Annotated in this window: 19 protein-coding genes; 12 read left to right on the top strand and 7 right to left on the bottom strand. The window is 68.9% G+C overall.

Annotated elements, in window-relative coordinates:
• Window positions 1-53: 53 nt before the first annotated feature.
• The gene (locus tag A3OM_RS0100700; protein ID WP_018041807.1) at window positions 54-1241 is read left to right on the top strand and encodes an NAD(P)/FAD-dependent oxidoreductase; all 1188 of its coding nucleotides are present in this window, start codon (window positions 54-56) and stop codon (window positions 1239-1241) included.
• A gap of 6 nt (window positions 1242-1247) precedes the next feature.
• On the opposite strand, the gene A3OM_RS0100695 is transcribed toward A3OM_RS0100700, so the two are convergent.
• A complete protein-coding gene (locus tag A3OM_RS0100695; RefSeq protein ID WP_018041806.1) occupies window positions 1248-2759 on the bottom strand; it encodes a hypothetical protein in 1512 nt (503 codons plus the stop codon).
• A 295-nt stretch (window positions 2760-3054) separates the two neighbouring features.
• On the opposite strand from A3OM_RS0100695, the gene A3OM_RS0100685 reads away from it, so the two are divergent.
• Both A3OM_RS0100685 and A3OM_RS0100680 read left to right on the top strand, forming a co-directional pair.
• Entirely contained in the window at window positions 3055-5178 is a 2124-nt protein-coding gene (locus A3OM_RS0100685) for an exopolysaccharide transport family protein (RefSeq protein ID WP_018041804.1), read from the top strand.
• Between the two features lie 76 nt (window positions 5179-5254).
• The gene (locus A3OM_RS0100680; RefSeq protein ID WP_018041803.1) at window positions 5255-6490 is read left to right on the top strand and encodes a VpsF family polysaccharide biosynthesis protein; all 1236 of its coding nucleotides are present in this window, start codon (window positions 5255-5257) and stop codon (window positions 6488-6490) included.
• Here the strand turns inward: A3OM_RS0100680 and A3OM_RS0100675 are convergent.
• Window positions 6450-7694 carry a cellulase family glycosylhydrolase gene (locus A3OM_RS0100675; RefSeq protein WP_245257821.1) on the bottom strand — a complete coding sequence of 415 codons (1245 nt, stop codon included), beginning with the start codon at window positions 7692-7694 and terminating at the stop codon, window positions 6450-6452. The genes A3OM_RS0100680 and A3OM_RS0100675 overlap by 41 nt on opposite strands.
• A 5-nt stretch (window positions 7695-7699) precedes the next feature.
• The gene (locus tag A3OM_RS0100670) at window positions 7700-8923 is read right to left on the bottom strand and encodes a DUF1972 domain-containing protein (RefSeq protein ID WP_018041801.1); all 1224 of its coding nucleotides are present in this window, start codon (window positions 8921-8923) and stop codon (window positions 7700-7702) included.
• A 166-nt stretch (window positions 8924-9089) separates the two neighbouring features.
• Between A3OM_RS0100670 and A3OM_RS0100665 the strand changes: the two genes are divergently transcribed.
• From A3OM_RS0100665 to A3OM_RS0100635, 7 genes are all read left to right on the top strand, one after another.
• A complete protein-coding gene (locus A3OM_RS0100665; RefSeq protein ID WP_018041800.1) occupies window positions 9090-10241 on the top strand; it encodes a glycosyltransferase in 1152 nt (383 codons plus the stop codon).
• 6 nt (window positions 10242-10247) lie between these two features.
• On the top strand, window positions 10248-11540 hold the full coding sequence (locus tag A3OM_RS0100660) for a hypothetical protein (RefSeq protein WP_018041799.1): 1293 nt from the start codon (window positions 10248-10250) through the stop codon (window positions 11538-11540).
• Window positions 11541-11643: 103 nt separating this feature from the next.
• Window positions 11644-12828: a GNAT family N-acetyltransferase gene (locus A3OM_RS0100655; protein WP_018041798.1), complete on the top strand. Its 1185-nt coding sequence runs from the start codon at window positions 11644-11646 to the stop codon at window positions 12826-12828.
• 595 nt (window positions 12829-13423) lie between these two features.
• Window positions 13424-13846, top strand: coding sequence for a helix-turn-helix transcriptional regulator (locus A3OM_RS0100650; RefSeq protein WP_018041797.1), 423 nt, complete (start codon window positions 13424-13426; stop codon window positions 13844-13846).
• 139 nt (window positions 13847-13985) lie between these two features.
• Window positions 13986-15164 carry a methionine adenosyltransferase gene (gene metK, locus A3OM_RS0100645; protein WP_018041796.1) on the top strand — a complete coding sequence of 393 codons (1179 nt, stop codon included), beginning with the start codon at window positions 13986-13988 and terminating at the stop codon, window positions 15162-15164.
• A 3-nt stretch (window positions 15165-15167) separates the two neighbouring features.
• Window positions 15168-15905 (top strand): tRNA (guanosine(46)-N7)-methyltransferase TrmB, encoded by a 738-nt coding sequence (gene trmB, locus A3OM_RS0100640; RefSeq protein ID WP_018041795.1) that lies wholly within the window; start codon window positions 15168-15170, stop codon window positions 15903-15905.
• Between the two features lie 151 nt (window positions 15906-16056).
• Window positions 16057-17817, top strand: a complete 1761-nt coding sequence (locus tag A3OM_RS0100635; protein ID WP_026175587.1) for an HWE histidine kinase domain-containing protein — start codon at window positions 16057-16059, stop codon at window positions 17815-17817.
• Window positions 17818-17824: 7 nt separating this feature from the next.
• Here the strand turns inward: A3OM_RS0100635 and A3OM_RS0100630 are convergent, their stop codons facing one another.
• Complete coding sequence (locus A3OM_RS0100630) at window positions 17825-18793, bottom strand: hypothetical protein (RefSeq protein ID WP_018041793.1); 969 nt, start codon at window positions 18791-18793, stop codon at window positions 17825-17827.
• A 238-nt stretch (window positions 18794-19031) separates the two neighbouring features.
• On the opposite strand from A3OM_RS0100630, the gene A3OM_RS0100625 reads away from it, so the two are divergent.
• Window positions 19032-19631 (top strand): superoxide dismutase, encoded by a 600-nt coding sequence (locus tag A3OM_RS0100625; RefSeq protein WP_018041792.1) that lies wholly within the window; start codon window positions 19032-19034, stop codon window positions 19629-19631.
• A gap of 227 nt (window positions 19632-19858) precedes the next feature.
• The gene (gene murJ, locus A3OM_RS0100620) at window positions 19859-21388 is read left to right on the top strand and encodes a murein biosynthesis integral membrane protein MurJ (RefSeq protein ID WP_018041791.1); all 1530 of its coding nucleotides are present in this window, start codon (window positions 19859-19861) and stop codon (window positions 21386-21388) included.
• Window positions 21389-21898: 510 nt separating this feature from the next.
• Here murJ and A3OM_RS0100615 read toward each other — a convergent pair.
• The 3 genes from A3OM_RS0100615 to A3OM_RS0100605 all read right to left on the bottom strand — a co-directional run bounded on the left by A3OM_RS0100615 (window position 21899) and on the right by A3OM_RS0100605 (window position 25745).
• Window positions 21899-23059 (bottom strand): hypothetical protein, encoded by a 1161-nt coding sequence (locus tag A3OM_RS0100615; RefSeq protein WP_018041790.1) that lies wholly within the window; start codon window positions 23057-23059, stop codon window positions 21899-21901.
• A 121-nt stretch (window positions 23060-23180) separates the two neighbouring features.
• Window positions 23181-24869 (bottom strand): methyl-accepting chemotaxis protein, encoded by a 1689-nt coding sequence (locus A3OM_RS0100610; RefSeq protein WP_026175586.1) that lies wholly within the window; start codon window positions 24867-24869, stop codon window positions 23181-23183.
• A 228-nt stretch (window positions 24870-25097) separates the two neighbouring features.
• On the bottom strand, window positions 25098-25745 hold the full coding sequence (locus A3OM_RS0100605) for a TlpA disulfide reductase family protein (protein WP_018041788.1): 648 nt from the start codon (window positions 25743-25745) through the stop codon (window positions 25098-25100).
• Between the last annotated feature and the right edge of the window lie 38 nt (window positions 25746-25783).

Here is a 25783-nt window from a genome sequence, read left to right as displayed (position 1 = left end):
GACGCACGGGGGGAGGAGAGGCGGCCCATTCGGGCTCGGGCGGGAGGTTCTGGATGTCTGAGATCCACCACGACGTCATCGTCATCGGAGCAGGCCTCGCCGGGACTACCGCGACCATTGCGCTCACACGGGCCGGTTACGACGCGGCGATCATCGACACTCACGCGGTCTATCCCCCCGACTTCCGGGCGGAAAAGCTCGGCGTGCCGCAGATGGACCTGTTCGAGAAGCTCGGCTTCGGCGAACTGGCGCGGGCCGTGACGACGCCGGTGGACGAGGTCTGCGTCACGCGCTTCGGCCATCTGGTCTCGCGGCATGCCGTGCGCGAATACGGCGTCCATTACACGCCCCTCATCAACGACCTGCGCGGCGCCCTGCCCGCCTCCTCGCCCCTGGTCATCGGGCGCGTGGCGGAAATCGAGACCGGCCCGGAACGGCAGACGGTCACCCTCGCCGATGGCAGCGTGCGCACCGCGCGGCTGGTTCTCCTGGCCACCGGCCTCGGCGACGTGCTCCGGCGCAAGGTCGGTATCGGCAGGACCATGATCAGCGAGAAGCACTCCCTGTGCTTCGGCTTCGACATGGCGGCCCCGCCCTCGTCCTTCGGCTTCGAATCCCTCACCTATTACGGCGAGAGCGCGGACAAGACGGTGGCCTATGTCACGCTCTTTCCCATCGGCGCGACGATGCGGGCCAATCTCTTCGTATACCGCGCACTCTCCGATCCCTGGGTGAAGGAGTTCCGCAAATCGCCCGAGGCGCTGATGCGGCAGGCCATGCCCGGCCTCGCCCGCCTCTGCCCGGACCTCACCGTCACAGGCCCGGTGGAGATGCGCCCCATCGACGTCGTCCAGGCGGCCGATGCGGAACGCGACGGGGTCGTGCTCCTCGGCGACGCCTTTCTGACCCCCTGTCCGATCCCCGGGACCGGGATCGGAAAGGTGCTGACCGATGTCGACCGGCTCTGCTCCGAGCACCTCCCGCGCTGGTTCGCCACCCCGGGAATGGGCAAGGACAAGATCGCCGAATTCTACGCCGACCCGATCAAGCAGACCTCCGACCGGCAATGCCTTCAGGCGAGCCTCTATGCCCGCCAGATCACGGTCGGCAGCGGTGCGGTATGGACCCTGCGGCGCCTGCGCAACCGCGTCGGCCGCTACGGCCTGCACGCCCTCCACCTGCTGCGCACGGCCTTCGCCAAGCCGCGCGGACCGGCGATCGGGCGCACCAAGACCGTCTGAGCCGGGCTATCGCCCCCTGCGCCAACGGGGGGAGCGGGCCGAGCCGTCGATGAACTCGTAGGCCGAGGTCCGGTTGAGGGTGTGAAGACGGGTGCCGGGAAAGAGCGGACCCGAGCGCAGGATCGTCTCCACGGTCTGCGCGTAACCCTCGTCGTCGAGGCGGTCGATCCGCGCCAGCGCCAGGGCCTCGCCATAACCCAGGCGGCAATCCTGGACCGGGCGGATCAAGACCCCATCCCGCTCGACGATGCGTCCCGCCGGCCGCGCGGAGGCGATGTCGATGAGGACCGGGTTGTGCGCATGCGGCGTCCAAGGGCCACGGAAATTCGGGGCCGACCAGAGATGCAGGCTGTCGTGGTAGGAGCCGAGCACCGTCCCTCCGCCGACATCGGCGGCCTGATCGCGCACCGTCGCGAACATCCACCAGCGGCCGTCCCGCTCCAGCAGGGTCGGATCGCTGGCCGTGATGCCGCTGAGCAGCGTCGCTTCCCTAACCCAGCCGCCCGGAAAGGCCGTGGCCCGGTAGAGGTCGACCGTGCCGTTGGCGCAGCTCTCCGGGATCATCCAGAACGACCCGTCGCGCTCGAACACGAACGGATAGGACAGGTGATACGGCTCCTCCAGCACGGGGACCGGCGGTCCAACCGGGCCGTTCCCATCGAAGGCCACAGCCGAGATCAGCGCCTTGCCCGTCGCGTGCGGGAAGTCCTCGACGAAGAGGATGGTACGGCCCTCGTGCTCGATCCCGAACGGATCGGCGTAGAAGCGCAGGCCGTCATCCGCCAGGTCGTGCCAGCCGGACGAGGGATGCGCACGCAGGTCCACGAGATCCGGGCCGGCCAACCGACGCCAGCCGACGCGCCAATGGGGCGCGCGATAGCAGAGGTAGTAGAGGCGCCGGACGACGAGCCGCGCCGCCATCTTCGCGGCGCGGGTGCCGATCGTCTTCACGGTCAGGGCGGGCGCCTCCGGCGACACCGGGACGCCGTCCCGGAGAAGCGGCCGGGCGCCCGACAGCGCGCCGACGATGAGCGTGATGCTGCGGATCAGCCCGTCCTCGAACGCGGTGAGCATGGTGCCGCGATCCTCGGCGCCGAAGCGCCCGGAGGCGATGATCCTCCCATCCGTGGAAAGGGCCGCCACGGGAGAGCGGCCGGCGAGAAGCGCGGCGAGAAGCGCGCCCTCTCCCGCCACGCCGTCGAAGCCGAGGCGCCAGACCGGAAGGTCCGGGCCGCCCTCCGCATCGCCACAGAGATCGAGGATGCATGACGCCCCCGCCGTGGGCTCGGGATAAGCAGCGAATGCGCTTCCCGGGACGGGGGCGGACAGACCGCCGAGGGACAGCCGGTTCAGCAGAGCTTCGAGGCGGAACAGCAGCGCGGCATTGTCCGGTAGGCCCCCCGGCCCCGGCGAGCGGTCGACCTCAACGCCCAGCCCGGGAAGTGCTGCGAGCCGTTCCAGAAGGCGGAGATGCCAGCGGCGGGGAGCGCGTCCATCCAGCCTCAGTCGCAGGCGCATCGTCGTCGGTCCCCGGACAGTCGAAAGCCGAGGCCGAAAGCCACGGAATGGCGGGATCGGTCCGACGCAGGACGCCCCCTCATGTTTTCCCGCTACACCATCACGATTGAGAAACTCTTCATCGCCTTCGGCATAATCACCGGCGGCGGGATTACTTTAATGTTTCGCTAACCATGCCCGACACGAAGGGGGCCGAGATCGGGGAAATCCCCCGGTGTTGGTGAATCGTCAGTAAAGTCGGATCATGCCTGTATCCGAAGGACGGGCTGTATCCCGGCCACGGCCCGAGCATCCGATGGCACAGATCGACAGACATATCGCGGCGGCGGATTGGATCGGTCGATCCAGCATCGACCGGCCGCCCTCCTCCGAGCCCGACAAGAGCGCCGAGATCGGCGATCTCTGGCGCATCCTCACCGTGCGCCGGGCCTGGGTGCTCGGAACCGCCGCGCTGCTCACCTTCATCGCGGTGGCCTACGGCTTCCTCGCACCGCCGCTCTACGCGGCCACGGCCCAGATCCTGATCGACCCGCGCGACAAGCAGATCGTCACCAACGACGTCAATCCCGTCGCCATGGCGCCGGATGGCGGTGTGATGCAGGTAGAGAGCCAGGCGCGGGTGATCGAATCGGATTCGGTCCTGACCCGTGCCGCCCGCGATGCCGGATTGCTCGACGACCCGGATTTCGGCGGCGTCGGCACCGGCTTCCTCAGCTGGACGCTGCGCACCCTCCAGGGCGAAGGCGCCGCACCCGCCACCGATGCCGCAGCCGAGGCCCGGGCCGTCCGCGCCCTGCGGCGCAGGCTCGCGGTGAAGCGCGCCGACAAGGTCTTCGTGGTGGATGTCGTGGTCACCGCGGGCAACCCGGACAAGGCGGCCAGGATCGTCAACGCCATCGCCGCCGCCTACCTCAAGGACCAGACCTCCGCCCGCGCCGACGCGGCCTCGCGGGCCTCGTCCGAGATGGCGTCGCGCCTCGACGACCTGCGCAAGCGCGTCAACGTCGCCGAGAACAAGGTCGAGACGTTCAAGGCCGAGAACGGGTTGATCACGGCGAGCGGCCAACTCATCAGCGAGCAGCAACTGGCCGAGAGCAACAACCGCATCGTGGCCGCCCGCGCCCGCACGGCGGAGGCGCGCACCCGGCTGCAGCAGATCAAGGACGCGCGCGGGAGTACTGCGTTCGGACCGGACACGGCCCCGGAGGCGATCCAGTCCGCGGTGATCGAGCGCTTGCGCAGCCAATATGCGGAACTCGCGAGCAAGGAAGCGGATCTGCGCACCCAGCTCGGCAACCGCCACCCCTTCATCGAGGCGGTGCGGACCCAGATGCAGGACGTCAAACGCCTGACCGAGACGGAGCTGACCCGCATCGCCCGCTCGGCCGAGACGGATTACCAGCGCGCCGTCGCCAACGAGAAAGCGCTGACCGCGAATCTCGACGAGCTGAAGCGGGGCTCCATCGTCACCGGCGAAGCCTCCGTGCGCCTGCGTGAGCTCGAACGTGAGGTGGATACCAGCCGGGCCGTCTACAGCAACTTCCTCAACCGCTCGCGCGAGATCCAGGAACAGACCGGCATCGACACCACCAATGCCCGCGTCATCAGCTGGGCCCGTCCGCCCGCCGAGCGGAGCTGGCCCCTGCGCCTCCTGCTGTTCGTCGGCGGCCTCGTCAGCGGCCTCGGCCTCGGGGCCGGCCTCGCCTTCGTGCGCGAATATCTCGATCCCACCGTCCTGTCCCGGCGCCAGATGGAGCGGCTCTCCCACACCTCCGTGGTCGCCACCTATCCGGAGTTCAAGGCGGGAAGCGAGCGTCCGGCCAGCGTCGCCGCGAGCCTGACCCTCGACCGGCTGGCCAGCGTGCGCGGCCAGATCCACCCGCCGGGCCAGGCGTTGAGCGTGCTCGTCACCTCGGCGGCCTCGGATACGGCGGACCGGCGCTCGACGATCCATCTCCTCGCGGCGGTGGCCACGGCGCGCGGCGAGCGCGTGCTCGTGGTCGAGGCGGACCTCGAAGCGACACCGGAGGAGAACGCCTCCGGCCCCGGCCTCATCGAGGTCTTGCGCGGCGAGGTCGGGATGACGGCGGCGGCCAAGGCGGATGCGGAGAGCGGTGCCGCGCGGATCGGCATCGGCGATCTCGCCAAGGCCTCGCGCGAGGCCCTGAGCCGGGCCAACATCGAGCAGTTCCTCGCCGCCGCCAAATCGAGCTTCGACCTCATTCTCATCGATGGCGGCGTGCTCACCGGCAACCTGCGGATCGGGCCCCTCGCCGCTGCCAGCGACCGGCTGCTGATCGTGGCGAAAAACGGCGCCACGCGCCAGCGCGACCTCCTCGATATCCTCGACATCTCGGAAGTGCTCGGCCGGCCGGTCTCGGGCAGCCTGTTCGTCGATCGCTACGCGGCGGCGGCGTGACGGGCGGACCATGAGGAGCGCGGTTCATTCCCCGGCCCGAGGACGGAAGGAAGCCGGAGCGGCGTCGCGCAGCCCGATGCCGTTCGGCCTGATCGCCCTCACCGTGCTGATCCTCGGCGTGTCGGGCGGCATGTTGTGGAATGTCGGGATCAATTACGACGGGCTCACCGGCGCGGCGCCGCAGAAGATCCATCCCTCGACCTATCTGGTCATCGTCCTGTTCGGTTGGGCCGCGCTGAAGTCGGGCAACCCGGCGGGCTACCTCGTCTATGCCGTGCAGGTGCGGCCGGCAGGAATGCTGCTGGCCGCGTGCAGCATCGGGCTGTTCCTGCACATCGTCCTGCGCAGCGGCCCCGGCATGGCGGGGGCGCTGGACACGTTCCTGCTGCCGGGCCTCTTCGTCGTCCTGCTGGCCGACCGCGACGCGCTCACCTGGAGGCGCCTCGAACTGACGGTTCATGCGGTGCTGCTGGTCAACGCCCTGCTCGGCCTCACGGAATTCGCGACGAAGACCCTGTTCTTCCCATACCGGCTCGACGGTCAGGTCTTCGCAACCGATACGCGCTCGGCCGCACTTCAGGGACACCCCCTCGGCAACGCCACCCTCACTGCCTGCTACGTCCTCGCCCTCATCGGTGGCGGCGGACGCATGACCGTTCCGCAACGGCTCGCGATGATCGGGCTGCAACTCGCCGCCCTCGTCGCCTTCGGCGGGCGCTCGGCCATGGTGGTGACGCTGATCTTCGGCGGCGGCTACGGTCTCTTCGCCCTGCACAAGGTGCTGAGCGCGGGCCGGATCCCGCTCCTGGCGGCGGCGGGGGGGATCTTCCTGTTCACCCTCGTGCCCCTCGGCATCGGCGGCCTCGCGGCCGGCGGGTTCTTCGACGCGCTGCTCAGCCGGTTCATGGCCGATGGCGGCAGCGCCAATGCTCGCGTGGAAATGCTCGACCTCGTCGCCAGCATCCCCTTCCGCGAATTGCTGGTCGGCCCGGATATGAGCCTCGTGGATTCGCTCCGGCGCGTGAGCGGGCTCGAATGGGGCATCGAGAACCCCATCGTCCGGACCCTCGTCTACCAGGGCATCTTCATGACGGTGCTGCTCACCGTAGCGGTGACGCTCTACATGATCGAGCTGGTCCGCCACTGCCGCCCCGGCACGTTCCTGCCCGTCATCGCCTTCGTCATCCTGGTGAACACGTTCGAGGGGATCGGCGGCAAGACCACGCTGCTCGCCAAATTCGCCATCCTCCTCCTCGGCCTGTTCCACGCGGTCAGCGATCGTCCGCCGGGAGGCGCAGACCAAGGGCGGTGACGATGGCCGGATCGAGCCGCTTGGTTGCATCGTCCATCAGCCCCATCCCGTCGAACAGGTTCCAGAACGCCCAGGGGAAACCCTCGGCCTCGGCCGCCTCCCGCACGTCGCGGACGTAGCGCGCCCGGTCCTCCGCATGGGAGGCGACGTAGCGCGCATCGCTGCGCAGGGCGCCGAACTCTCCGAGGACGATATTCGCCGGCGCTATGCCGTGGCGGCGGGCCCATTCCCCCACCATGGCGAGGTGGCGGGCGAGGTATCGTTTGTCCGGCTGGGCGGCGAAGTACTCGCCGAGCTTGGCCTCGGTCAGGGCGTAGGCGTCGCGCTTCGCCTCCGCCGACAGACCGGCATCACCGGCCATCCGGGTCCGCACGGCGGTGAGCGTCGACTCGAGGCGACCGGCGGAGGCGGGCCAGGGCACCGCGTTGAGGGCGCGGTAGACCGGCTCGCGCATCCAGGGCGCCCCCTGATGGCTGAACAGGTAGGGCTCGTAATAGTGGAAGGTGAACAGCAACGGCGCGAAGCGGGCCAGCGGCGCGGGGTCGAGGGCGGTGAGCCCGGTGATCATGCTGCCGCAGGCGCCGCAGGCCACGAGTGTCAGGCGCGGGGCGACCCGGCGGGCCTCGCCGAGGAGGTCGTCCTGGATCGTCAGCCACGATGCCGCGCCGCATCCCTGCGGCGGCTCGTTGACGGGCTCCAGCGCCAGCCGCTCAGGGGCGATCCCCTCCAGCAGTCGGGCGAGGTCGGAGACGAAGCGGCGATAGGCGGGAAACAGCGGCGCGCCGGGATCGCCGTAGAAATTCTGCGGGTTCCAGTGATGGGTCGCGCCATTGGCCTGCACGTTGACGAGGACCGCGAGATCCGCGCGCAACGCTGCCTCCAAAGCGGCCCTGAGGTCGGCCATGAGACGCTCGCGCTCCTCCGGCACAGCGGCGGCGAAGGGGCCGGGATCGACGGGCAGGCGCAGGAAGTCGAACCCGGCCGCTCGCAGACGGGCGAGGTCGCGGCCGGTCGGGACGGGCCGGCCCTCCTGGAACGGCGGCGTCCCGTAATCCGTGCGCGGCGCCGGGAATTCCCGCGTCAGGGAAAACCACGGCCAGGTATTCACGCCGCGCCTCAGGCGGAGCGGCGGCGTGGCGGCGGCGGCCGGGACCCGTACCGCCGTCAAAGCCGCAGCCGCGAGGATCGCCCTGCGCGTGGGCACTGGCCTCACGATGCGCGATCTCGGCTCTGGCCTCCCATCGCCATCGGGGCCGGGGGGAGATGGGCGGACGAGGTGCCGGAGTGCTTCGACTCCTGGCCCGCCGGCGCGGCGAAGCCCCCGAGCGCCGTCGCCTCGGCCTCGTACTGCTTCAGGATCTCCGACCATTCGAAGCGGTCGGCAGCACGGGCGAGCGAGGCGACCCCCGCCCGTCTCGCCGCGCCATCGTCCGCGATCAGGGTTTCGATGTGCCGCTCACAGGCATCCGCATCGGCGAAGTAGAACTGCTCCTCGCCCGCCGTCCCCCGGTTGAACGGATTGTCGTGGGCGACCACCGCGTTGCCGGCCCACAGAGCCTCCACAAGGGACGGGTTGGTGCCGCCCACCGTATGCCCGTGCAGATAGGCCCGCGCATGGAAGCGCAGGGATCTGATCGTCTCGGATTCATAGATGGCGCCGGGAAAGAGCACCTCGTCGCTGGCCGCCTCCCTCACGGCGCGATGATAGGGATTGCTGTCGGAGAGCGTGCCGAGGACCACGAGCCGCATGCCCCGCACCTTGCGCGAGAAGGCATCGACCATGGTGAGGATGTTGTTGTCGGGCTCGATCCGGGCGATCGAGGTCATGTACCGCCCCGGCTTCAGGCCCATGGCCTCGATGGGCCCGGTCGGCGCCGCCGAGATCGGATCGCCGCCATACGGGATGGTGGCGATGGCGGATCGCGGACGGCGCGTGGCCACATGGTCGGCGATGGCGGGGTGGTCGGCCACGAGGCGGTGCGAAGACCAGGCGGCGATCCACTCATTGGTCCAGAACCAGGCGCGCACCGCCATGGACCATTTCGGCCGCTTCCACTCGATGCCGTCCATATTGGTGATGATCTTCGCGCCGGAGAGGCGCAGATACGGCAGGAAGACCGCCCCGTTATAGCCGAGGACGAGGCTGACGCCGCCCCGCCTGGCGGCATCGCGCACGCAATGCCAGTCGAAATCCAGGGTCGCCCGCGGGCCGCTGGTGGAGACGGCCACATGGATGAGCTCGACGCCTTGCCAGGTGGTCGTGCGGAAACGCTCGCTCACCGCCTCGACCTCGTCCTGGCAATAGACCGCCACATGCCAGCCGCGCTTCACGAGAAAGAGCGCGAGCTTCTCGGCGAAGGTTTCAAAGCCGCCATGGGATGCGGGAATGCCACGCGTCCCCAGGATCAGCAGAGAGGGCTTGTGCGACGGCATCCGAGTCTCCTTTAGCCCCCAACCGTCCCGCGACGGGACACGAGAAACATCTCCAGGCAACCATGCCCCATGATTACACTGGGTGAGGTTCTTGCCCGGTAACGATTGAAAACATCGTGGCATGTCATCTTGGGGCAGTTCAGGTCGGGATTAGGGTCGAGTCGGCATGCGCATCACCTGCGTCCACCAGGGATACGAACTCTACGGGTCCGACCGCAGCTTCGTTGAGAGCGTGCGGATCTTTCGCGCGGCCTATCCCGCCGCCGTCATCGACGTCGTCCTGCCCCGCACCGGCCCCATCGTGGCCGCCCTCGAAGGCGTTGCCTCGCGGATCGTGTTCGAGCCGCTCTGGATTCTCCGGCGCCGCGACCTGCCGCGCCTCGCCACCCTCGGCCTGCTGACACTGCCTGTGGCGATGCTGCGCGCCTGGCGGCGGCTGCGCGCGAGCGACCTCGTCTACATCAACACCTCGGTGGTGGCGGATTATCTCCTGGCCGCCCGGCTCTGCCCCGGCCGTGCCATCGTGCATGTCCACGAGATCCCGCAGGGCGCCACCCTGAAGCTGCTGCGCGGGCTGATCCGCTGGAGCGGGGCCGACATCGTGTTCAACTCCCGCGCCACCGCGAAGGCCTTCTCGCTGACCTCCAAGGTCGCCATGCGGGTGGTCTATAACGGCATTGCGGGTCCCGAGACGCCACCGGCCTCGACCTATGACGGCTCGCGTCGCCTGCGCCTGCTGATGCTGGGCCGGATCAGCCGCATCAAGGGCCAGGAGATCCTGGTCGAGGCGATCCGCTCGCTGCCGCCGGAGGTGCGCGCGCGGCTCGAGGTCCGCATCGTCGGCAGCGCCTTCGAGGATACGGCGCGCGAAGAGGCGCTCGGCCGCCAGATCGCGGATGCGGGACTCGGCTCGATCATCCGCCTGTCTCCCTTCGTCGACGATCCATCCGATCTCTATCGCTGGGCCGACGTGGTCACGGTGCCGTCGCGCCTGCCGGAATCCCTCGGCCGCGTGGCGATCGAGGCCATGGCCTATGGCCGCCCCCCCGTCGTGTCCCGCATCGGCGGGCTGACGGAGGTGGTCGAGGAGGGGTCGAGCGGCTGGGTCGTCACGCCCGACGATGCGCGGAGCCTCGCCTCCGCCCTGGAGCGGATCGTGACCGATCCGGCTTCATGGCAGGACTTTCCGGCGGCCGCCCGCGCTCGCTACGCGGCTCTGTTCGGCGAGGCCGCCGCAGCGGAAGGGCTGGTGGCAATGATCCATGCCCGCATCGGCGGTCGCGCGGGCGTCGATGCCAGCGCCGTCGCGGCGAGCTGAATCGTCATGCACGGTCTGAACCGCCTCGCGCGCCGCTTCATCCTCATGCTGGGGGGCGAAGTCACCCAGAGCGCCTTCCATTTCGGGATCAACATCGTCCTCGCGCGAAGCCTGAGCCCGCACGATTACGGACGCTTCGCCATCCTCTTCCTCGTGGGAGGGCTGGCGCTCACCTACATCCGGTCGCTGGCCGGCGTGCCGGCCACCATCGCGATTCCGCCGCGCGCCGGACGACGCGCGGCGCGCGGGTTCGACGTGACCTTCGGTACGGTGGCGGTCATCCTCTCCGCGACGATCGGGGCCGGGGTCTGCGCGGCGCTGATGGCGACCTCGGACATCAATGCCCTCGCGGGGAGCCTTTTCGTCGGCCTCTGGTCGCTCCGCAGCTATCTCCGCCTCGCGCTCTTCGCCAAGCACCGGCCGGCGATCTCGGGGCTGGGAGACGTGGTCTTCGCCCTCTCGGGCACCGCCTTCACCGTGGCGATGATCCATTTCCAGGGCGCGCCCAGCCTCGACGAGACCCTGTTCGCCCTGGCCTGCGCCAACGGCCTCGGCATCGTCGCATCGCTGGCCCTGCTGCGGGAACCGATCCGGCTCAGCCTCGGCCGCTCGGTGCGCCGCCGCTACGGGGCCATGATCCCGACCCTGTCGTGGTCGCTGGTCAACGTCACCACCGCCAATGTCCAGGGCCAGGGGCAGAGCCTTCTCGTGGCCGCCATCGCGGGGCCGGCCGCCTATGCGCCGATGGCCGCCACCTTCGTGCTGTTCTCACCCCTGCGGCTCTCGGCATCCGCCCTCATCAACATGGTCCAGCCCGAGGTGGCGGGCCATCTCGCCCGGGGCGAATTTACCCTCGCCCGCCGCTTCGCCTTCATCTGCTCCGGCCTCCTCGGGCTCGGCTGCATCGCCTACGGCGCCATCATCCTCTGGGCGCTCGAACTCATCGAGCACAAGCTGTTCGCCGGCCAGTTCACGGCGGCGCCGATGACGCTGATCGCGGTGGCGGCCTGGGCCATCGTCACGGTCTCGCTCATCCACGCGCCGATGCGGGTGCTGATGGAGACGATGCAGGACTTCCGTCCCCTCTCGGTCATCGCGGGCGTGAGCGTAGGAATCGGCGCCGTCGCCGTGATCGGCCTGCTGCTGGTGGCTCAGCCGGCCTGGTCGCTCTTCGGCGTCCTGTGTTCGGAAGTCGTGGTCCTGGCGGGTTGCCTGTGGATGCTGAAGCCCTGGCGCTCCGTCCTGCCTCGGATGCGGTCCGACCTCGGCCGCGATACCGAGGCGGGGGTCGGCCGATGACCCGCCTCCCCTTCCGCGAGGCTCCTCGCACCATCCATCCCGACACGTCGGATGCGCGCGCGGGTGTGTCTCGCCGCGCTGCGACAGCCAGGACATCCCAGTCATGAGCGTGATCCAAGACGTCCCCGCACCGACGCGCCCCACCTCCCTCGGCGGTTACCAGGCGCGCCTCCACACGACGATGGCGACGGTCGCCCATCTCTGGAGCAGGCTCGAATCTGATGGCACCGCCACGGCCTATCAGCGCCTCGACTGGGCGACGGCCGTCGTCGAGCGCCTGGGCACCGCCTCCAAGGCCGAGCCGGTCATCGTCGAGGTGACCGACGCCAACGGGCGTTCGGTCATGCTGGTGCCGCTGGCACGTCTGCGCCTTCGCGGCTACCGGACGATCACCTGGCTCGATCTCGGCGTCTGCGACTATGCGGCACCGATCCTCGCCCCCGGCATCGACCTCTCCGCCGACGAGATGGCCCAGGCCTGGAGGGCGATCCGCGACGTGCTCCCCCGGGCCGACCTGATCCAGATCAGCCGCATCCCCGACGACGTGACCGGCCGGCCGAATCCCTTCGCCACCCTGCCCGGCTGCAGCCGGATGGACATGCAGGCCTCGGGCGTCGCCATCGAGGGCGACGCCGAGACGCTGCTCGCGCGCCTGTGCCGTCCCAGCACCCTGAAGGACATGGCCAAGCTGCGCCGGCGACTGGAGCGGGCGGGCACCGTCACCTTCGTGGAGGCGCGAAGCGCCGAGGAGATCGACCGGATCTTCGATGCGCTGGTGGAGCAGCGCCGCTCGCGCTTCGCCGAGATCGGCCGGTTCAACCTGCTCTCGCGGCCCGATGTGGAGGCGTTCTACCGTGAGTGCGCCCATCGGGGCCTCGTCGGCGGACCGGTCCGCCTGTTCGGACTGGCGGTCGATGGGGAATGGATCGCCTGCGCCTACGGCCTCGTCCATGGCGGGACCTTCCATGGTATCCTGCTGACCATGGCGGGAGAGGCCTGGCGCAACACCTCGCCGGGCCTGCACATCGTCGCCGAAACCCTGCGCTGGGCCCGCGCCGAGGGGCTCGGCTATTTCGATTTCACCGTCGGCGTGATGCCCTACAAATCCGATTTCGGCGTTCAGACCCGTGACCTGAGCGAGCTCTACGAGGTCGTGACCCTGCGCGGCCGCCTGGTGAAGCACGCGATCGCGGGAGCCGAGGCCTCGAAGGTCTGGCTGCGCAGCCATCCGGAATGGTTCGCCCGCGCGCAGAAGGCGCGCCGGTGGCTGCGGCGCAAGGTGGCCTGAAACTGCCGCTCCAAGCGCCGGTTGGCCTCCCCGTCCGATGATGCTAGGGAAACGCTTGGTGAGTCTCCGTAGCTCAGCTGGACAGAGCACAGGTTTCCTAAACTTCAATTGGGCGTCGCGAGGGGAAACCACGCGGCGGATCCGCTCAAATTCGGGGAACGCCCACGGCCCGCACGCTTGCTGGTCCGGCCGATCCCGAGCCAAGCCCCGGAGCCATCCGGGGAAGGTGTAGAGACTAGACGGGCGGCGCCTAAAGATCGCGAAGGGTCACTCCCGATCGATCCATGGCGAAGGGATAGTCCAGACCACGAACGCTCCGGCAAGGGGCGGCGGCGGAAGCCGAAGTGGGATGAAACCTGGGGTCGCAGGTTCGAGACCTGCCGGGGACGCCACCATCACCCCATCCTCGACCGATCGCCCGTCTCCCGGCCGAATGCCGGGCAAGGGCGTGGAATAGTGCGGCCGTGCCGTCTTTTTCGGGTTGGGTTGAACAAGGGAACGTGGAAGAAACAGCGACCATAAGAAGCATGAGCGTCGAGGATCCGCCCGAGGGCAAGGTGCGCGGCAAAGCTCATGAGACTGGACGGGATCTGACATGGCTGGGCAAAAGACCGATGCACGCGATGTCCATGTCGGCATGCGCATCGCCGAGCAAAGGAAGAAATCCGCCCTGACCCAGAAACGTGTCGCCCAGAGCTTCGGCATGTCTGCGGCACAACTCCAGAAGTACGAGAAGGGCATCAACCGCATCAGCGCGATCCATCTCGAGATTCTAAGCCGCATGACCGGCATGCCGATCGATTACTTCTTCGATGGCATGAACTGTAGCGACGACGCCCCGCCCCGTGGGCTGAGCGAGGCACCCCAGCAGGCCTTCGTACCCCAGGATGGAGCGCAGGCCGCGTGGAGCGGTCTCGTCGATGTCGTCGCCAAGCACGTGACGGAGCATTTCTCGGACGCCAACCGCCGCGAGTTCGCCGCTGCCATCCATGCCCTCGACGAGAAGCTGAACGGCTGATCTACAGTATGATTCGTTCGTTTTAGCGGATACGTTCGGTTTGTCATCTTGACCGCCTGAGGAGGGAGTGCCAGAAGCTCTCCGTTCCGAAGACCGGGTCGAACGCTGCCGAGGCGAACCCGAAACCGGGGGGCCTCAGATGCCGCGTTCCAACTACCTGTTCACCAGCGAGTCGGTCTCCGAAGGCCATCCGGACAAGGTCTGCGACCGGATCTCGGACACCATCGTGGATGCCTATATTTCTGCGATGCCGGAAGCTCGCCTCGGGGTCGAGACCCTGGCCACCACCAACCGCATCGTCATCGCGGGCGAGGTGCGCGGCCCGGATTCCGTGACCTTCGAGCACCTGGAGCACCTCACCCGTGAAGCGGTGAAGGACATCGGCTACGAGCAGTCGGGCTTCCACTGGAAGAACAACGACATCGCCATCCACCTCCACGCCCAGTCCGCCGATATCGCGCAGGGCGTGGATTCGTCCGGCAACAAGGACGAGGGTGCCGGCGACCAGGGCATCATGTTCGGCTACGCCTCGGACGAGACGCCCGAGCTGATGCCAGCGCCGATCTACTACGCCCACAAGATCCTCAAGGATCTGGCCGACGCCCGCAAGGGTAAGCAGGGCGATGCGGCCAAGCTCGGCCCCGATGCCAAGAGCCAGGTCACCGTCCGCTACGAGAACGGCCGTCCGGTCGGCGTCACCCAGATCGTGCTGTCCACCCAGCACATCGACGAAACCCTCGATTCCGCCGACGTGCGCGCCATCGTCGAGCCCTACATCCTGGCGGCCCTGCCCCAGGGCTGGGTCGGCGAGGAGACCGTCTGGCACGTCAATCCCACCGGCAAGTTCGTCATCGGCGGCCCGGACGGGGATGCCGGGCTCACCGGCCGCAAGATCATCGTCGACACCTATGGCGGCGCGGCACCGCATGGCGGCGGCGCCTTCTCGGGCAAGGATCCGACCAAGGTCGACCGTTCGGCGGCCTACGCCGCGCGCTACCTCGCCAAGAACGTGGTGGCCGCCGGCCTCGCCACCCGCGCCACGATCCAACTCGCCTACGCCATCGGCGTCGCCAAGCCGCTCTCGATCTACGTGGACCTGCACGGCACCGGGACCGTCGACGAGGCCAAGCTCGAGACCGTGCTGATGGATGCCCTCGACCTCTCTCCCCGCGGCATCCGCCTCGCCCTCGGCCTCAACAAGCCGATCTACGCCCGCACCTCCGCCTACGGCCATTTCGGCCGCAAGCCCGAGGATGACGGCGGCTTCTCGTGGGAGCGCACCGACCTCGCCGACAAGCTCAAGTCGGCCCTGTCCTGACCCGTGGCGTACGGGCGGGATGAACTCCCGCCCGACGAGGGCGGGACGGCAATCGAGGGCGCGGACCGCGCCTTCTACGGCCGGCGCAAGGGCAAGCGCCTGCGGGCCGGACAGAAGCAACGTCTGGCCGATCTGCTGCCGCGCCTGCGCGTCGCGCAGCCGGCGGAAGGTGCGAGGCTCGACCTGCCCGCGCTTTTCCCCCATCCGGTGGACGAGGTCTGGCTCGAGATCGGGTTCGGCGGCGGCGAGCATCTGGCCGCCCAGGCTACGCGCCACCCGCAGGTCGGCATCATCGGCGCCGAGCCTTTCGTCAACGGCGTCGTCAAGCTGCTGCGGGCCGTGGATGACGGCGACCTCGCCAATGTCCGGATCTGGGACGAGGACGCCACGCAGCTCCTCGCCGCCATTCCGGATGCGAGCCTCGCCCGCGTCTACCTGCTCTATCCCGATCCCTGGCCCAAGCGCCGCCAGCGCAAGCGGCGGTTCGTCTCGGACGAGACACTGGCCGAGATCGCCCGGGTCCTGAAGCCCGGCGGCGTCTTCCGCTTTGCCAGCGACATCGACGATTATGCGGGCTGGACCCTGGTGCGGGCGGCCCGGTGCGATGCCCTCGACTGGACCGCCGAAGCGGCGGCCGATTGGACGCGACCCTTCCCGGAATGGCCGGGCACCCGCTACGAGGCCAAGGCGATCGCGGCCGGCCGTGGCCCGACCTACCTGGAGTTCCGCCGCCTCGGCTGAACGGGTGCGGTCCAGCACTGCTTTTTCGTCGTAAGCCCTTGCGGCGCAGAGCGTTGCGACCTCAGATGCCGAGGCAACGAGCATCCGGGGTTACCGGATCGAGCGATGATGCCCCATACGAGTCCGGGGCGCCGCCGAGTGAGGGTGCGGAGTGGGCAGCGGATCTGATCGAGGATCGCCAGAGCCAGGGGATGCGCGCTCCCCGGCCGACCCCTATCGGCGCGGCTTCGAGGAGGCCGGGATCGGCCTGGTGATCGTCGATCCCGCCACGAATCGCATCTACGATGCCAACCGGTTCCTGACGACCCTGCTCGGATACGAAGCCGGAAGCCTACCGGGCCAACCCGTCACCGTGTTCGGAGACGATCCCGACGTGCTCTCCGCCGGCATCCGGCGCTGGACCACCACGAGCGGCACGCCCCTGGACGTCCGCATCCGACCTTCGGCGGCCACGGATGAGGGCCACCTTCGAACCTTCGTAGTGGAACGGGTCGACGCCGACGACATCGTGCGCTCGGAGGAGAACCGCGCCGCCCTCACCGCCGCCGGGCTCGGAGAATGGCGGATCGATCTTGCGGACGGGCTCCTCAGAGTGTCGCGGCGGGCGGCCCATATCCTCGGCTTCCCTCCCGGTACGTCACTGACCTGGCCGCAGGTCGCTGGCCTGATGGAGGCACCCGAGGTGGAGAGGGTGAAGGCGACCGCCCGTGCGGCGATGCGCGCCGGCACCCCCTTCGCCATCGAGGCCCGCCTGCGTCGCGCGGGCGACGATATCGAGATCCGGGTCAGTGCCAGGGGGCAGGCGATCGGTGCCGTGGGCGACCGGTCCGGAATCGTGGTGGGCGTGCTGCAGGACGTGACGACGCGGGTGGGCGCGCGCGACGCCCTCCGCGAGAGCGAGGAGCGCCTGCGCATCGCCACGTCGCTGGCCGAACTCGGCATCTTCGAATGGCACATGCTGGACGATCAGGCCGTCTGGGAGAACGAGCGCATGTTCGCGATCTTCGGGCGTCGCCCCGAGGAGGGGGCACTCGGCAAGCGCGAATTCCTGAGTACCGTCCTCCATCCCGACGACCGCCCCGCGTTCCGCCGGGCGATCTCGACGGCTCTGCGCGAGGATTCCACCCTTCAGGCCAGCGGCCGCATCCAACGCGCGCATGACGGCGCGTGGCGCATCATCGACATGGCCGGGCGTTTCGAGAGCGACGCCCCCGACCGCCTCCCCCGCAGGCTCATCGGCGTCGTCGCCGACGTGACCGAACGCAGGATCGCCGAAGAGCGGCAGGCCCTGCTGATCCGCGAATTGCACCACCGGGTGAAGAACACTCTGGCGACCGTCCAGGCCATCGTCGGCTCCACCGCCCGCACGGCGTCGAGCATCGAGAGTTTCTACGAGGCTTTCGTCGGGCGGATCATGTCGCTCGCCCATACCCATTCGGTCCTCACCGAGGATACCTGGCAGACCGCCTCCCTGCGCAACCTCCTGGAGAACGAGCTCAGACCCTATGGCGACGGTGCCTCGGACGGTCCGGGCGCGAGGCGGATCGTGCTCGACGGGCCACCGGTGGACCTCGCCTCCGAGATCGCGGTTCCGATCGGCATGGCGATCCACGAACTGACCACCAACGCGGCGAAACACGGCGCGCTCTCGACGCAGGAGGGACGGGTCACCATCACCTGGAACGTCACGGAGAATGCGGGCGGCAAGACGCTGCATCTCGAATGGTCGGAATCCGATGGGCCCCCGGTGCGACCGCCGACCCGCCAGGGTTTCGGCTCACGCCTGCTACAGCGCGTGCTCACGGCCCAGGTCCGTGCCGACATCGCCACGAGCTATCCGCCCGAAGGGTTTCGCCTGACCATGACGGCGCCGCTGCCCGCCCGGACCGAGGGGCTGAACCCGCTGGCCTGACGGAGCGTCACGCCGCGCCGCGGGCGGCCCCCTCTTCGCCGCCCGCCTCGACGAAGGCCTTGAGCTCGTCGAGAGAATCGAAGGTGAACTGGCCGCGCGGCGTATCCGCCTCGATGGAGCCGTTCGAGTACATCACGTAGGTGTTGCCACCGGAGGCGTAAGTGCCCACCACCGCAAGACCGCCCTTGGCGGGGCTCGTGGCCGGATTGGCTTCCTCGGGCGGCGGCGGGGCGGGCACGGGCTCCGGCGCAGTCTCCGGCTCATCCACGACGGACGATCGCAGGCCCAGGGGCTCCTCCCGATCGGCCTCGCGGGGCGGCGATGGAGGCACCGCGACAGGCGCCGGGGGGGCGTCCGCGACAATGGGCGCGGGCTCCGGTGCCGGAATGACCGTATCGACCATGGCCGTCGGCTTGACCGCCCGCGGCGGCTTGTTCGGCTTGATCCGGCGCGCCGGTGCCGCCTCGGAATCGGGCTCGACCGCGCGGATCGGGCTCTGCCGGGCGTCCTCGACGGGGGGCGGCGGCGGATCGGGCAGGAGATCCGGCAGGAGGGGCGATGCCGGGTCGCTGCCGAGGGGCAATGCGGGCGCGGCATCGTCGGCGAAACGGGGCGGCGACGGCAGCCTCGGCTCGGCGAGCTCCACCGCGCTCGGGCGCTGCCGCCCGGGGGAGACCGCCTCCTCCGCCCCATCGGCCGCGCCGAGCTCCGGCGGCTCGATCCGGCCCCGTGCCTCGAACACCGAAGGATCGACGCCGAGCCCGGCCCCCTGCTCCAGCAGGACCCGCTCCAGGCGCTTCAGGTAGGTGGCGACCACGGCAAGACCGAGGAGGAGCGCGCCCGACGAGGCCGTGGCGGCGCCCGCGATGGTCATCGTCCATCCGCTTTCCAGCCTGACATAGGGAAAGCCCTGGACGACGGAAGCAATGCCGCCGACGATCATGACGACGGCGAGCGCGAACAGCGCGAGGATCATGGAACTCTCTAGATGACGCCTGCACGTAGGAAGTGCGGCGCGCACAGTAAGGCCCGGCCCGGGTTTTGCAAAATCGATCCGTGGAGAAATCCCCGTTCACCGTTCGATATCGGACGCCCGTTGCCCTTGGCGGAGGAGCGACTTAGGTACGAGCGCGTTGGCCGGATGACGGCACGACCCTCGCATCCCTCGGAGCGAGACCCGCCATCCTGTGCCACCAGACCCGGGAGACCTGCCGATGACCTTCACCCTGCCCGAACTGCCCTACGCCTACGACGCGCTCGGCCCCTACATGTCGAAGGAGACCCTCGAGTTCCACCACGACAAGCACCACAAGGCCTATGTCGATACCGGCAACAAGCTGCTCGAAGGCACGGGTCTCGAAGGCAAGACCGTCGAGGAGATCGTCACGGCGTCCTACGGCACCAACCAGCCGCTGTTCAACAATGCCGGCCAGCACTTCAACCACCTCCATTTCTGGAACTGGATGAAGCCCAATGGCGGCGGCGCGGCCCCGGCGGCCCTGGCCGCGAAGATCGACGAGGATCTCGGCGGCTTCGACAAGTTCAAGGCGGACTTCATCCAGGCTGGCGTCAGCCAGTTCGGCTCGGGCTGGGCGTGGCTCGCGGTCAAGGACGGCAAGCTCGCGATCCTGAAGACCCCCAACGGCGAGAACCCGCTGGTGCATGGCGCGAAGCCCATCCTCGGCGTCGACGTGTGGGAGCACTCCTACTACATCGACTACCGCAACCGCCGCCCCGACTACCTCAAGGCGTTCATCGAGAACTTGGTGAACTGGGAATACGTCGAGAAGCTCTACGGCGAAGCCTCCAAGTAAGTCTTTTCGATTCCGGCGCCGCGGGTCTCCCGATCTGCGGCGCTGTCGTGTCCACCTTGTCGGACGTGCGTCCGATCCCTCTCCCCTCTGCGGGAGAGGGTGCCTGCGGAGCAGGCGGGTGAGGGGTCGGCCCCTCCGGATAACGCGTTCCCCTCTCCCGACCCGCTTCGCGGGCCACCCTCCCCCGCAAAGGGGGGAGGGATCGCGACGTCGAGATCGATCCCATCATGATCCGCAGCATCCTCTCCGTCGGCGGCTGGACGCTGGTGTCCCGCGTCACCGGCTTTGCCCGCGACGTGGTGATGGCGGCCGTGCTCGGTGCCGGTCCGGTGGCCGATGCCTTCGTGGTCGCCTTCCGGCTGCCGAACCATTTCCGCGCCATCTTCGGCGAGGGGGCGTTCAACACCGCTTTCGTCCCGGCCTATGCCGGCCTCTCCGAGACCGGCGAGGACGGCGCGGCCAAGCGTTTCGCCACCCGCATCTTCACCCTGATGCTGCTCACGCAGATCGTTCTCCTGGCCGTCGCCCTGCCGGCGATGCCGTGGGTGGTGCGCGCGCTGGCACCGGGTTTCTCGGACGATCCCCTCCGCTTCGATCTGGCCGTTTCGCTGACGCGGATCACCTTCCCCTATCTCCTGTTCATGACCCTGGTGACGCTGCTGTCGGGCATCCTCAATGCCCATCGGCGCTTCGCCGTGGCGGCGGGCGCACCGGTCCTCCTCAACCTCTCGATGCTGGCGGCCCTGGCCCTGGCGGGATTCTTCCCGAACGCCGCCTACGCCGCCGCCTGGGGCGTGTCCGTATCCGGCATCTTGCAGTTCGGCCTCGTCTGGCTCGCCTGCCGGCGCGCGGACATCGCGCCGGGGATGGGCAAGCCGAGCCTGCGCGATCCGGCGATGACGCGGTTCTTCAAGGTCCTCGGACCAGCGGTGATCGGCTCGGCCGGATTTCAGATCGCCTCCTTCGCCGACACGATCATCGCGAGTTTCCTGCCCACCGGCGCGGTCTCGGCCCTCTACTACGCCGACCGGCTGTACCAATTGCCCTTCGGCGTCATCGCCATCGCGGCGGGGACGGTGCTGCTTCCGGAGATGAGCCGGCGGATCGCCAAGGGCGATGTGCCGGGCGCGCATGCGGCGCAGAACCGGGCGGCGGGCTTCTCGCTGGCCCTGTCGGCCCCCTTCACCATCGCCTTCCTCACCCTGCCGGGCCTGATGATGACGGCCCTGTTCCAGCGCGGAGCCTTCCAGGCCGAGGATGCCGCGCGGGCGGCTTCCGTACTCGCCGCCTACGGCCTCGCGCTGCCCGCCGTGGTGCTGGTGCGCAGCGCGGTGGCGAGTTTCTACGCACGCCAGGACACGATGACGCCGCTCATCGCCTCGCTCGCCTCCATCGCCCTCAACGTCGCGCTCAAGATCGTGCTCACCGGCCCTTACGGCGTGACCGGACTGGCGCTCGCCACCGCCATCGGCCAATGGCTGAACCTCGCGCTCCTCGTGGGGCTCGCCTGGCGCCGGGGTTGGACGGCCCCGAGCCGGGGCCTCGGCATCACGATCATCGGCGTGGTCGTCGCCTGCGCCGCCCTCGCCGCCACGGCGATCTACGGTCTGCCGATCGCGGAACGGTCGGTACCGGCCCTGCCGCATTTCCGCGAGATCGTGGTGCTCGGGCTTCTCGGGCTCGTCGGGGCCCTCGTCTACGCCGCCTTGCTGCTGGGGACCCTGCGGGCCTTCGGCCTGCGCCTGCGCCGGGCCTGATCCTCTCCGATCAACAGCCCCGGCATATCCCGTTCAGGACGCGGTCCAGCCGCTTCTGCCGGTCGGTCCGTTCATTGGGATCGACGATGGGGGCGCCGACCGCACCCGGCGGAACGGTCTGGCCCGTCGTCGATGTGTTGGGCGCCGTGATCGTCGTTTCGGGGCCGCCCCCCGTTCCGGTGATGGCGGCCCGTGCTCCAGACAGGCCGACAAGGAACGACAGACCGAGAGCAACGGCGACGATGCGACCGTGGCGTCGCGATCGCTGTGAACCCTCGTATCGATCTCGCATCATTCCTCCCCGAATCGTGTCGGCGGCATGCCAGCACGGCCTGTGATTTCGGCTTGCGCGCCTCTCTCTGTATCGAAACCGAAAAACCGGCGACAAATCAGACGGGTTTCAGAATTAAATCACCGGCGATACGGGGATTAATCTCGTCCGACCGGCAGGTTCTCCGGACCAAGTCGCGCAGGCAAGGTGAGCCGCACACGGCAGCCTCGGCGTTACTGTCAGGCTCGCCCCCGCATCGAGGCCGGCTGGCCGGGCAGGCTCAGCCTGAACCCCGTATCGTGAACCGCGTCTCCCTCTACGCGGTAGACGCCGATGGTCCGGTCCACGTAATTGCCGACATAGACATGCGTGCCCGAGGGACTGAAGGCGATGCCCTGCGTCACGCTTCCGGCCTCGGCCTCTCCCGTGCGGCGGACGAGCCCCGACGGATCGATGGTGAGCAGCGCCACCGCCCCGGTCGGGGTGTAGCCGGGGCCGCTCGCCGGAGCGCTCGATCCGCGCACCACGGCGACAGCCGCGTGCCGGCCATCGGGCGAGATCGCCAGGGTCTCGGGCGTATCGCCGATGCCGAGGTGATCGGTCACCACCGGGCGCGGCGCATCGGCCCGGATCACGCTGACGCTGTCGGCGTGCCCGTCGCTGGGCTCGGGGCCGGTATTGGCGGCGAGCGCCAAACGCCCGTCGGGCGTGACCTCGAGGCCATAGATGCCGGGGCCGACGGGAAGGTCGAGGGCCGGATCGTAGGTGGCTTTGGCGCCGTCGAGGGCGAGGACACCCACCTTGGCCGCCTTGTTCTTGGCCACGAACGCGCGGCGCCCGTCCGGGGCGATGGCCAAAGCCGCCGCCTCGTCGCCGACATCCACGGTGGACACGGCGCGCACGCTCGTCCCCGCGATCGACAGGATCGTGACGCTGCGGCCCTCGCGGTTGGCCACGAGGGCGACATCGCCTGTCCGCGCGATGGCGAGGCCCGAGGGCTGGCGCCCGACGCGGATGGTCTCCACCAGACGCGGCGGGTCCGCGAGGAGGTCGATCACGTGGAGCCGGTCGTCCGCCTGCGCGTACCAGGCCTCGCCCTCCTGCCGCATGAGCACTGAACTCGCCACCAGCCCGAGCCGTCCGTCCGGGGTGATCTGCAGGTTGGTGGGCGGCCCGTAGACGGAATTGTCGAGAGGCAGGACATGGGAGAGGCGGGGGCGGGCCTCGTCGCTCACATCGACGATGGCCAGCGCATCGCTTCCATTGGGGCCGTTCCGGCCGCCCTCGGGCAGGAAGAAGGTTTTTCCATCGAGGCCGACGAGGAGATAGGCCGGCGCGTCGGCGGCGCAGGCGGGCGCGAGGCCGAGGAGCCCCGCCATCAAGATTCCCACGAGGCGCATCGTTCTCACTCCCAGCCGTCGCCGACGAGAGCCGCCGTGCTATGGCACCTGCCGATCCCGATGCGACGAAGGCATAATGATCCAGGACCGGAAAGGTTTACGGCGGATCAGGCGCCCGCTGTCATGCGGCCCGGACCGTGGAGAGGAATTGCGACATCGCGGCATCGAGTTGGTTGAACTGCAGCGACAATTCCGAGGCCGAGGCGAGAACCTGGGCTGAGGCGGCCCCCGTCTCCTCGGCGGCCGAGGCCACGGCACTGACGTTCTGCGTGACCTCCCTGGTCCCGGCCGAGGCTTCGGTGACGTTGCGGACGATCTCCTGGGTCGCCGCGCCCTGCTCCTCCACGGCCGCGGCGATGGAAGCGGACACGTCGTCGATCTCACGGATACGCTGGGTGATGCCGGCAATCGCCGAGACCGCCATGCCGGTGGAAGCCTGGACGCGCGCGATCTGGCCGGTAATCTCCTCGGTCGCCTTGGCGGTCTGGCTCGCCAGTGCCTTCACTTCGGAGGCGACCACGGCAAAGCCCCTCCCCGCCTCGCCCGCGCGCGCGGCCTCGATGGTGGCGTTCAGCGCCAGCAGGTTGGTCTGGCCCGCGATCGTCGAGATCAGGGACACCACATCGCCGATGCGGGCGGTGGACTCGCTGAGATCGCGAACGAGCGCGGCGGTCTCGGCCGCCTCGATGACGGCACGCTGGGAGAGGCTGGCGGAGCCTTGCATCTGGCGGCCGATCTCCTGGACCGACGAGCCGAGTTCCTCGGCGGCAGAGGCCACCGTGGTGACGTTGGCGGCGGCGGTGTCCGCAGCGGTCGCGGCATTGCCGGAGCGTCGGGCGGTCATCGTGGCGGTGGCGCTCATGCTGCCCGCCGTGGCCTGCAACTCCGTGGCGGCGGCGCTGACCTGAGTGGCGATGCCGCCGACCGCGGCCTCGAACCGATCGGCCATGTCGAGCATGACCGCCCTGCGCTGGGCCTCGGAGCCGGCGCGCGCGGCTTCGGTTTCCGCCTCCAGGGCACGTGTGCGAATGATGTTGTCCTTGAACACCATGACGGATTTCGCCATCGCGCCCACTTCGTCCATGCGATCGATGCCGGGGACGTCGATATCCGTGTCTCCCCCAGCCAGAAGCTCCATCGCCGAGGTCATCCGGCGCAAGGGGCGGCTCACGGTGAGTGCCAGCATGATGGCGGCGCCTGAAGCCATGAGCGCCGCGATGGCGACGAGGACCATGGTCGCGATCACCGCACCGTCATAGGTCGCCTGCGCTTGGGCGCCGCTTTCGCGCGCCACGCGTGCTTCGTAGGTGACGAGCTTCTGAAGCTCGGTCAGCACCGCACTGATCCCCGTCGACATGGTCGTGTTGTAAGTGCGCTGGGCCTGGGCGAGATTGCCGGCCTGCGCCTCCATGACGATGCCGTCCTGCAACGCAAGGTAGGCAACCCATTGGGTCTCGAACGCCTTGTACAGTGCCTTCTCCTCGGCCGTGTCCAGGCGAGGCGTGTAGGCGGCCTGGACGTCGCGCATCTCATCGGCCCGCAATTTGAGCGTGGCGGCGGCGCTGGCGCGCAACTCCGGCGTATCCGCGTTGATCAGGCGCCCGCCACTCACCCGCTGCCGCAGGGCGAGAACCTGGATCCTGCCGAGCATCTCGGTGTTTGGCAGGTGATCGTCCCGCATTTCCCGCGCGATGTCATTGACCGCCCGAAGGAAATACAGCGATGCCCCTGCAAGTGCAGCCGACAACAAGAACATGATTCCGAAGCTGGCGACGAGCTTTGCTCGAACAGAAAAAGACTTAGGAAACATGGAAGCGGTGACCTCGAAATCCGAATTTCGGATGGAACACCGATCGTCTTAAGATCCCGTAACGTCGCAGATCGTCACTTGCCACGCCCTGAGCGGCAGAAGCAAATTCGTGTCGCGTCCATTCCTAGACTGAACACAACCGAGGCTGAATGGCGCGAACACTGATAAGAGCGAGCATCGGCCGCCGCCATGATCGGGCGCGAGGTCCGGTCTCACCTGGGCTTGGATTCAATCCGGCGCGCGGCCGAGCGCCCCTCGTATCAGCCGCATGGCATCCTCGCTGCCCCAATCGGCCGGTCCCTTCATCACGCCGAGGATACAGCCCTTGGCGTCCACCAGCATCGTCGTGGGCAGGCCGAGCGAACCTGTCGCCTTCTGCATGGCCGGCAGCACCCGCCCGCCGGGATCGGCATAGTAGGCGAGGTTCGTGATCCCATTCTCCTTCAGCCATTGCGGCGGCTTCTCGAGATTGCGCGTGTCCACATTGATCGCCGCGACGGTGAAGTCCGTCCCCCCCAGCGTCTGCTCGAGCCGGTCGAGGGCCGGCATCTCGGCCTTGCAGGGGGCGCACCAGGTCGCCCATAGGTTCACCAGCGCGAGGCGGCCCTGCAACTGGGCCAGGGTCCGGTCGGTGCCGTCCGGCCCCTTGAACACGAGGTCCGGCGAGGGGCGGGGAACCTTGGAGACTTCCATGGCCGCCACCTCGCCACGGGCGTGGGGCGCGAGGCGCGCGATCGTCTCCACAGCGCCGCGGCACGGCTCGGCCACAGCCTCGCTGTTGCCGCCGGTCGGACGCGTCCCGTATACGGCGAGACCGCCCGCGATCAGGACGGCGACGACGGCTCCCGCAGCCAGGGTCGCCTTGGCTCCGGGCATCATCGTTGCGTCGCCCGACGGGTGGATGGGGCGGCCGA

Origin of the sequence: Methylobacterium sp. 88A, assembly GCF_000376345.1 — a bacterium.
Classification (GTDB): domain Bacteria; phylum Pseudomonadota; class Alphaproteobacteria; order Rhizobiales; family Beijerinckiaceae; genus Methylobacterium; species Methylobacterium bullatum.
The sequence above is the reverse complement of the archived record's forward strand: the minus strand, read 5'-3'. Positions and strand labels throughout refer to the sequence as shown.

Excerpts from the sequence above, each read along its gene's own strand:
- A3OM_RS0100660 (WP_018041799.1), top strand. The coding sequence starts at position 10,248 with ATGCACGGTCTGAACCGCCTCGCGCGCCGCTTCATCCTCATGCTGGGG.
- A3OM_RS0100670 (WP_018041801.1), bottom strand. The coding sequence starts at position 8,923 with ATGCCGTCGCACAAGCCCTCTCTGCTGATCCTGGGGACGCGTGGCATT.
- A3OM_RS0100700 (WP_018041807.1), top strand. The coding sequence starts at position 54 with ATGTCTGAGATCCACCACGACGTCATCGTCATCGGAGCAGGCCTCGCC.
- A3OM_RS0100605 (WP_018041788.1), bottom strand. The coding sequence starts at position 25,745 with ATGCCCGGAGCCAAGGCGACCCTGGCTGCGGGAGCCGTCGTCGCCGTC.
- A3OM_RS0100630 (WP_018041793.1), bottom strand. The coding sequence starts at position 18,793 with ATGATCCTCGCGCTGTTCGCGCTCGCCGTCGTCATGATCGTCGGCGGC.
- metK (WP_018041796.1), top strand. The coding sequence starts at position 13,986 with ATGCCGCGTTCCAACTACCTGTTCACCAGCGAGTCGGTCTCCGAAGGC.
- A3OM_RS0100680 (WP_018041803.1), top strand. The coding sequence starts at position 5,255 with ATGCCGTTCGGCCTGATCGCCCTCACCGTGCTGATCCTCGGCGTGTCG.
- murJ (WP_018041791.1), top strand. The coding sequence starts at position 19,859 with ATGATCCGCAGCATCCTCTCCGTCGGCGGCTGGACGCTGGTGTCCCGC.
- A3OM_RS0100615 (WP_018041790.1), bottom strand. The coding sequence starts at position 23,059 with ATGCGCCTCGTGGGAATCTTGATGGCGGGGCTCCTCGGCCTCGCGCCC.
- A3OM_RS0100610 (WP_026175586.1), bottom strand. The coding sequence starts at position 24,869 with ATGTTTCCTAAGTCTTTTTCTGTTCGAGCAAAGCTCGTCGCCAGCTTC.
- A3OM_RS0100665 (WP_018041800.1), top strand. The coding sequence starts at position 9,090 with ATGCGCATCACCTGCGTCCACCAGGGATACGAACTCTACGGGTCCGAC.
- A3OM_RS0100650 (WP_018041797.1), top strand. The coding sequence starts at position 13,424 with ATGGCTGGGCAAAAGACCGATGCACGCGATGTCCATGTCGGCATGCGC.
- A3OM_RS0100625 (WP_018041792.1), top strand. The coding sequence starts at position 19,032 with ATGACCTTCACCCTGCCCGAACTGCCCTACGCCTACGACGCGCTCGGC.
- A3OM_RS0100695 (WP_018041806.1), bottom strand. The coding sequence starts at position 2,759 with ATGCGCCTGCGACTGAGGCTGGATGGACGCGCTCCCCGCCGCTGGCAT.
- A3OM_RS0100685 (WP_018041804.1), top strand. The coding sequence starts at position 3,055 with ATGGCACAGATCGACAGACATATCGCGGCGGCGGATTGGATCGGTCGA.
- A3OM_RS0100655 (WP_018041798.1), top strand. The coding sequence starts at position 11,644 with ATGAGCGTGATCCAAGACGTCCCCGCACCGACGCGCCCCACCTCCCTC.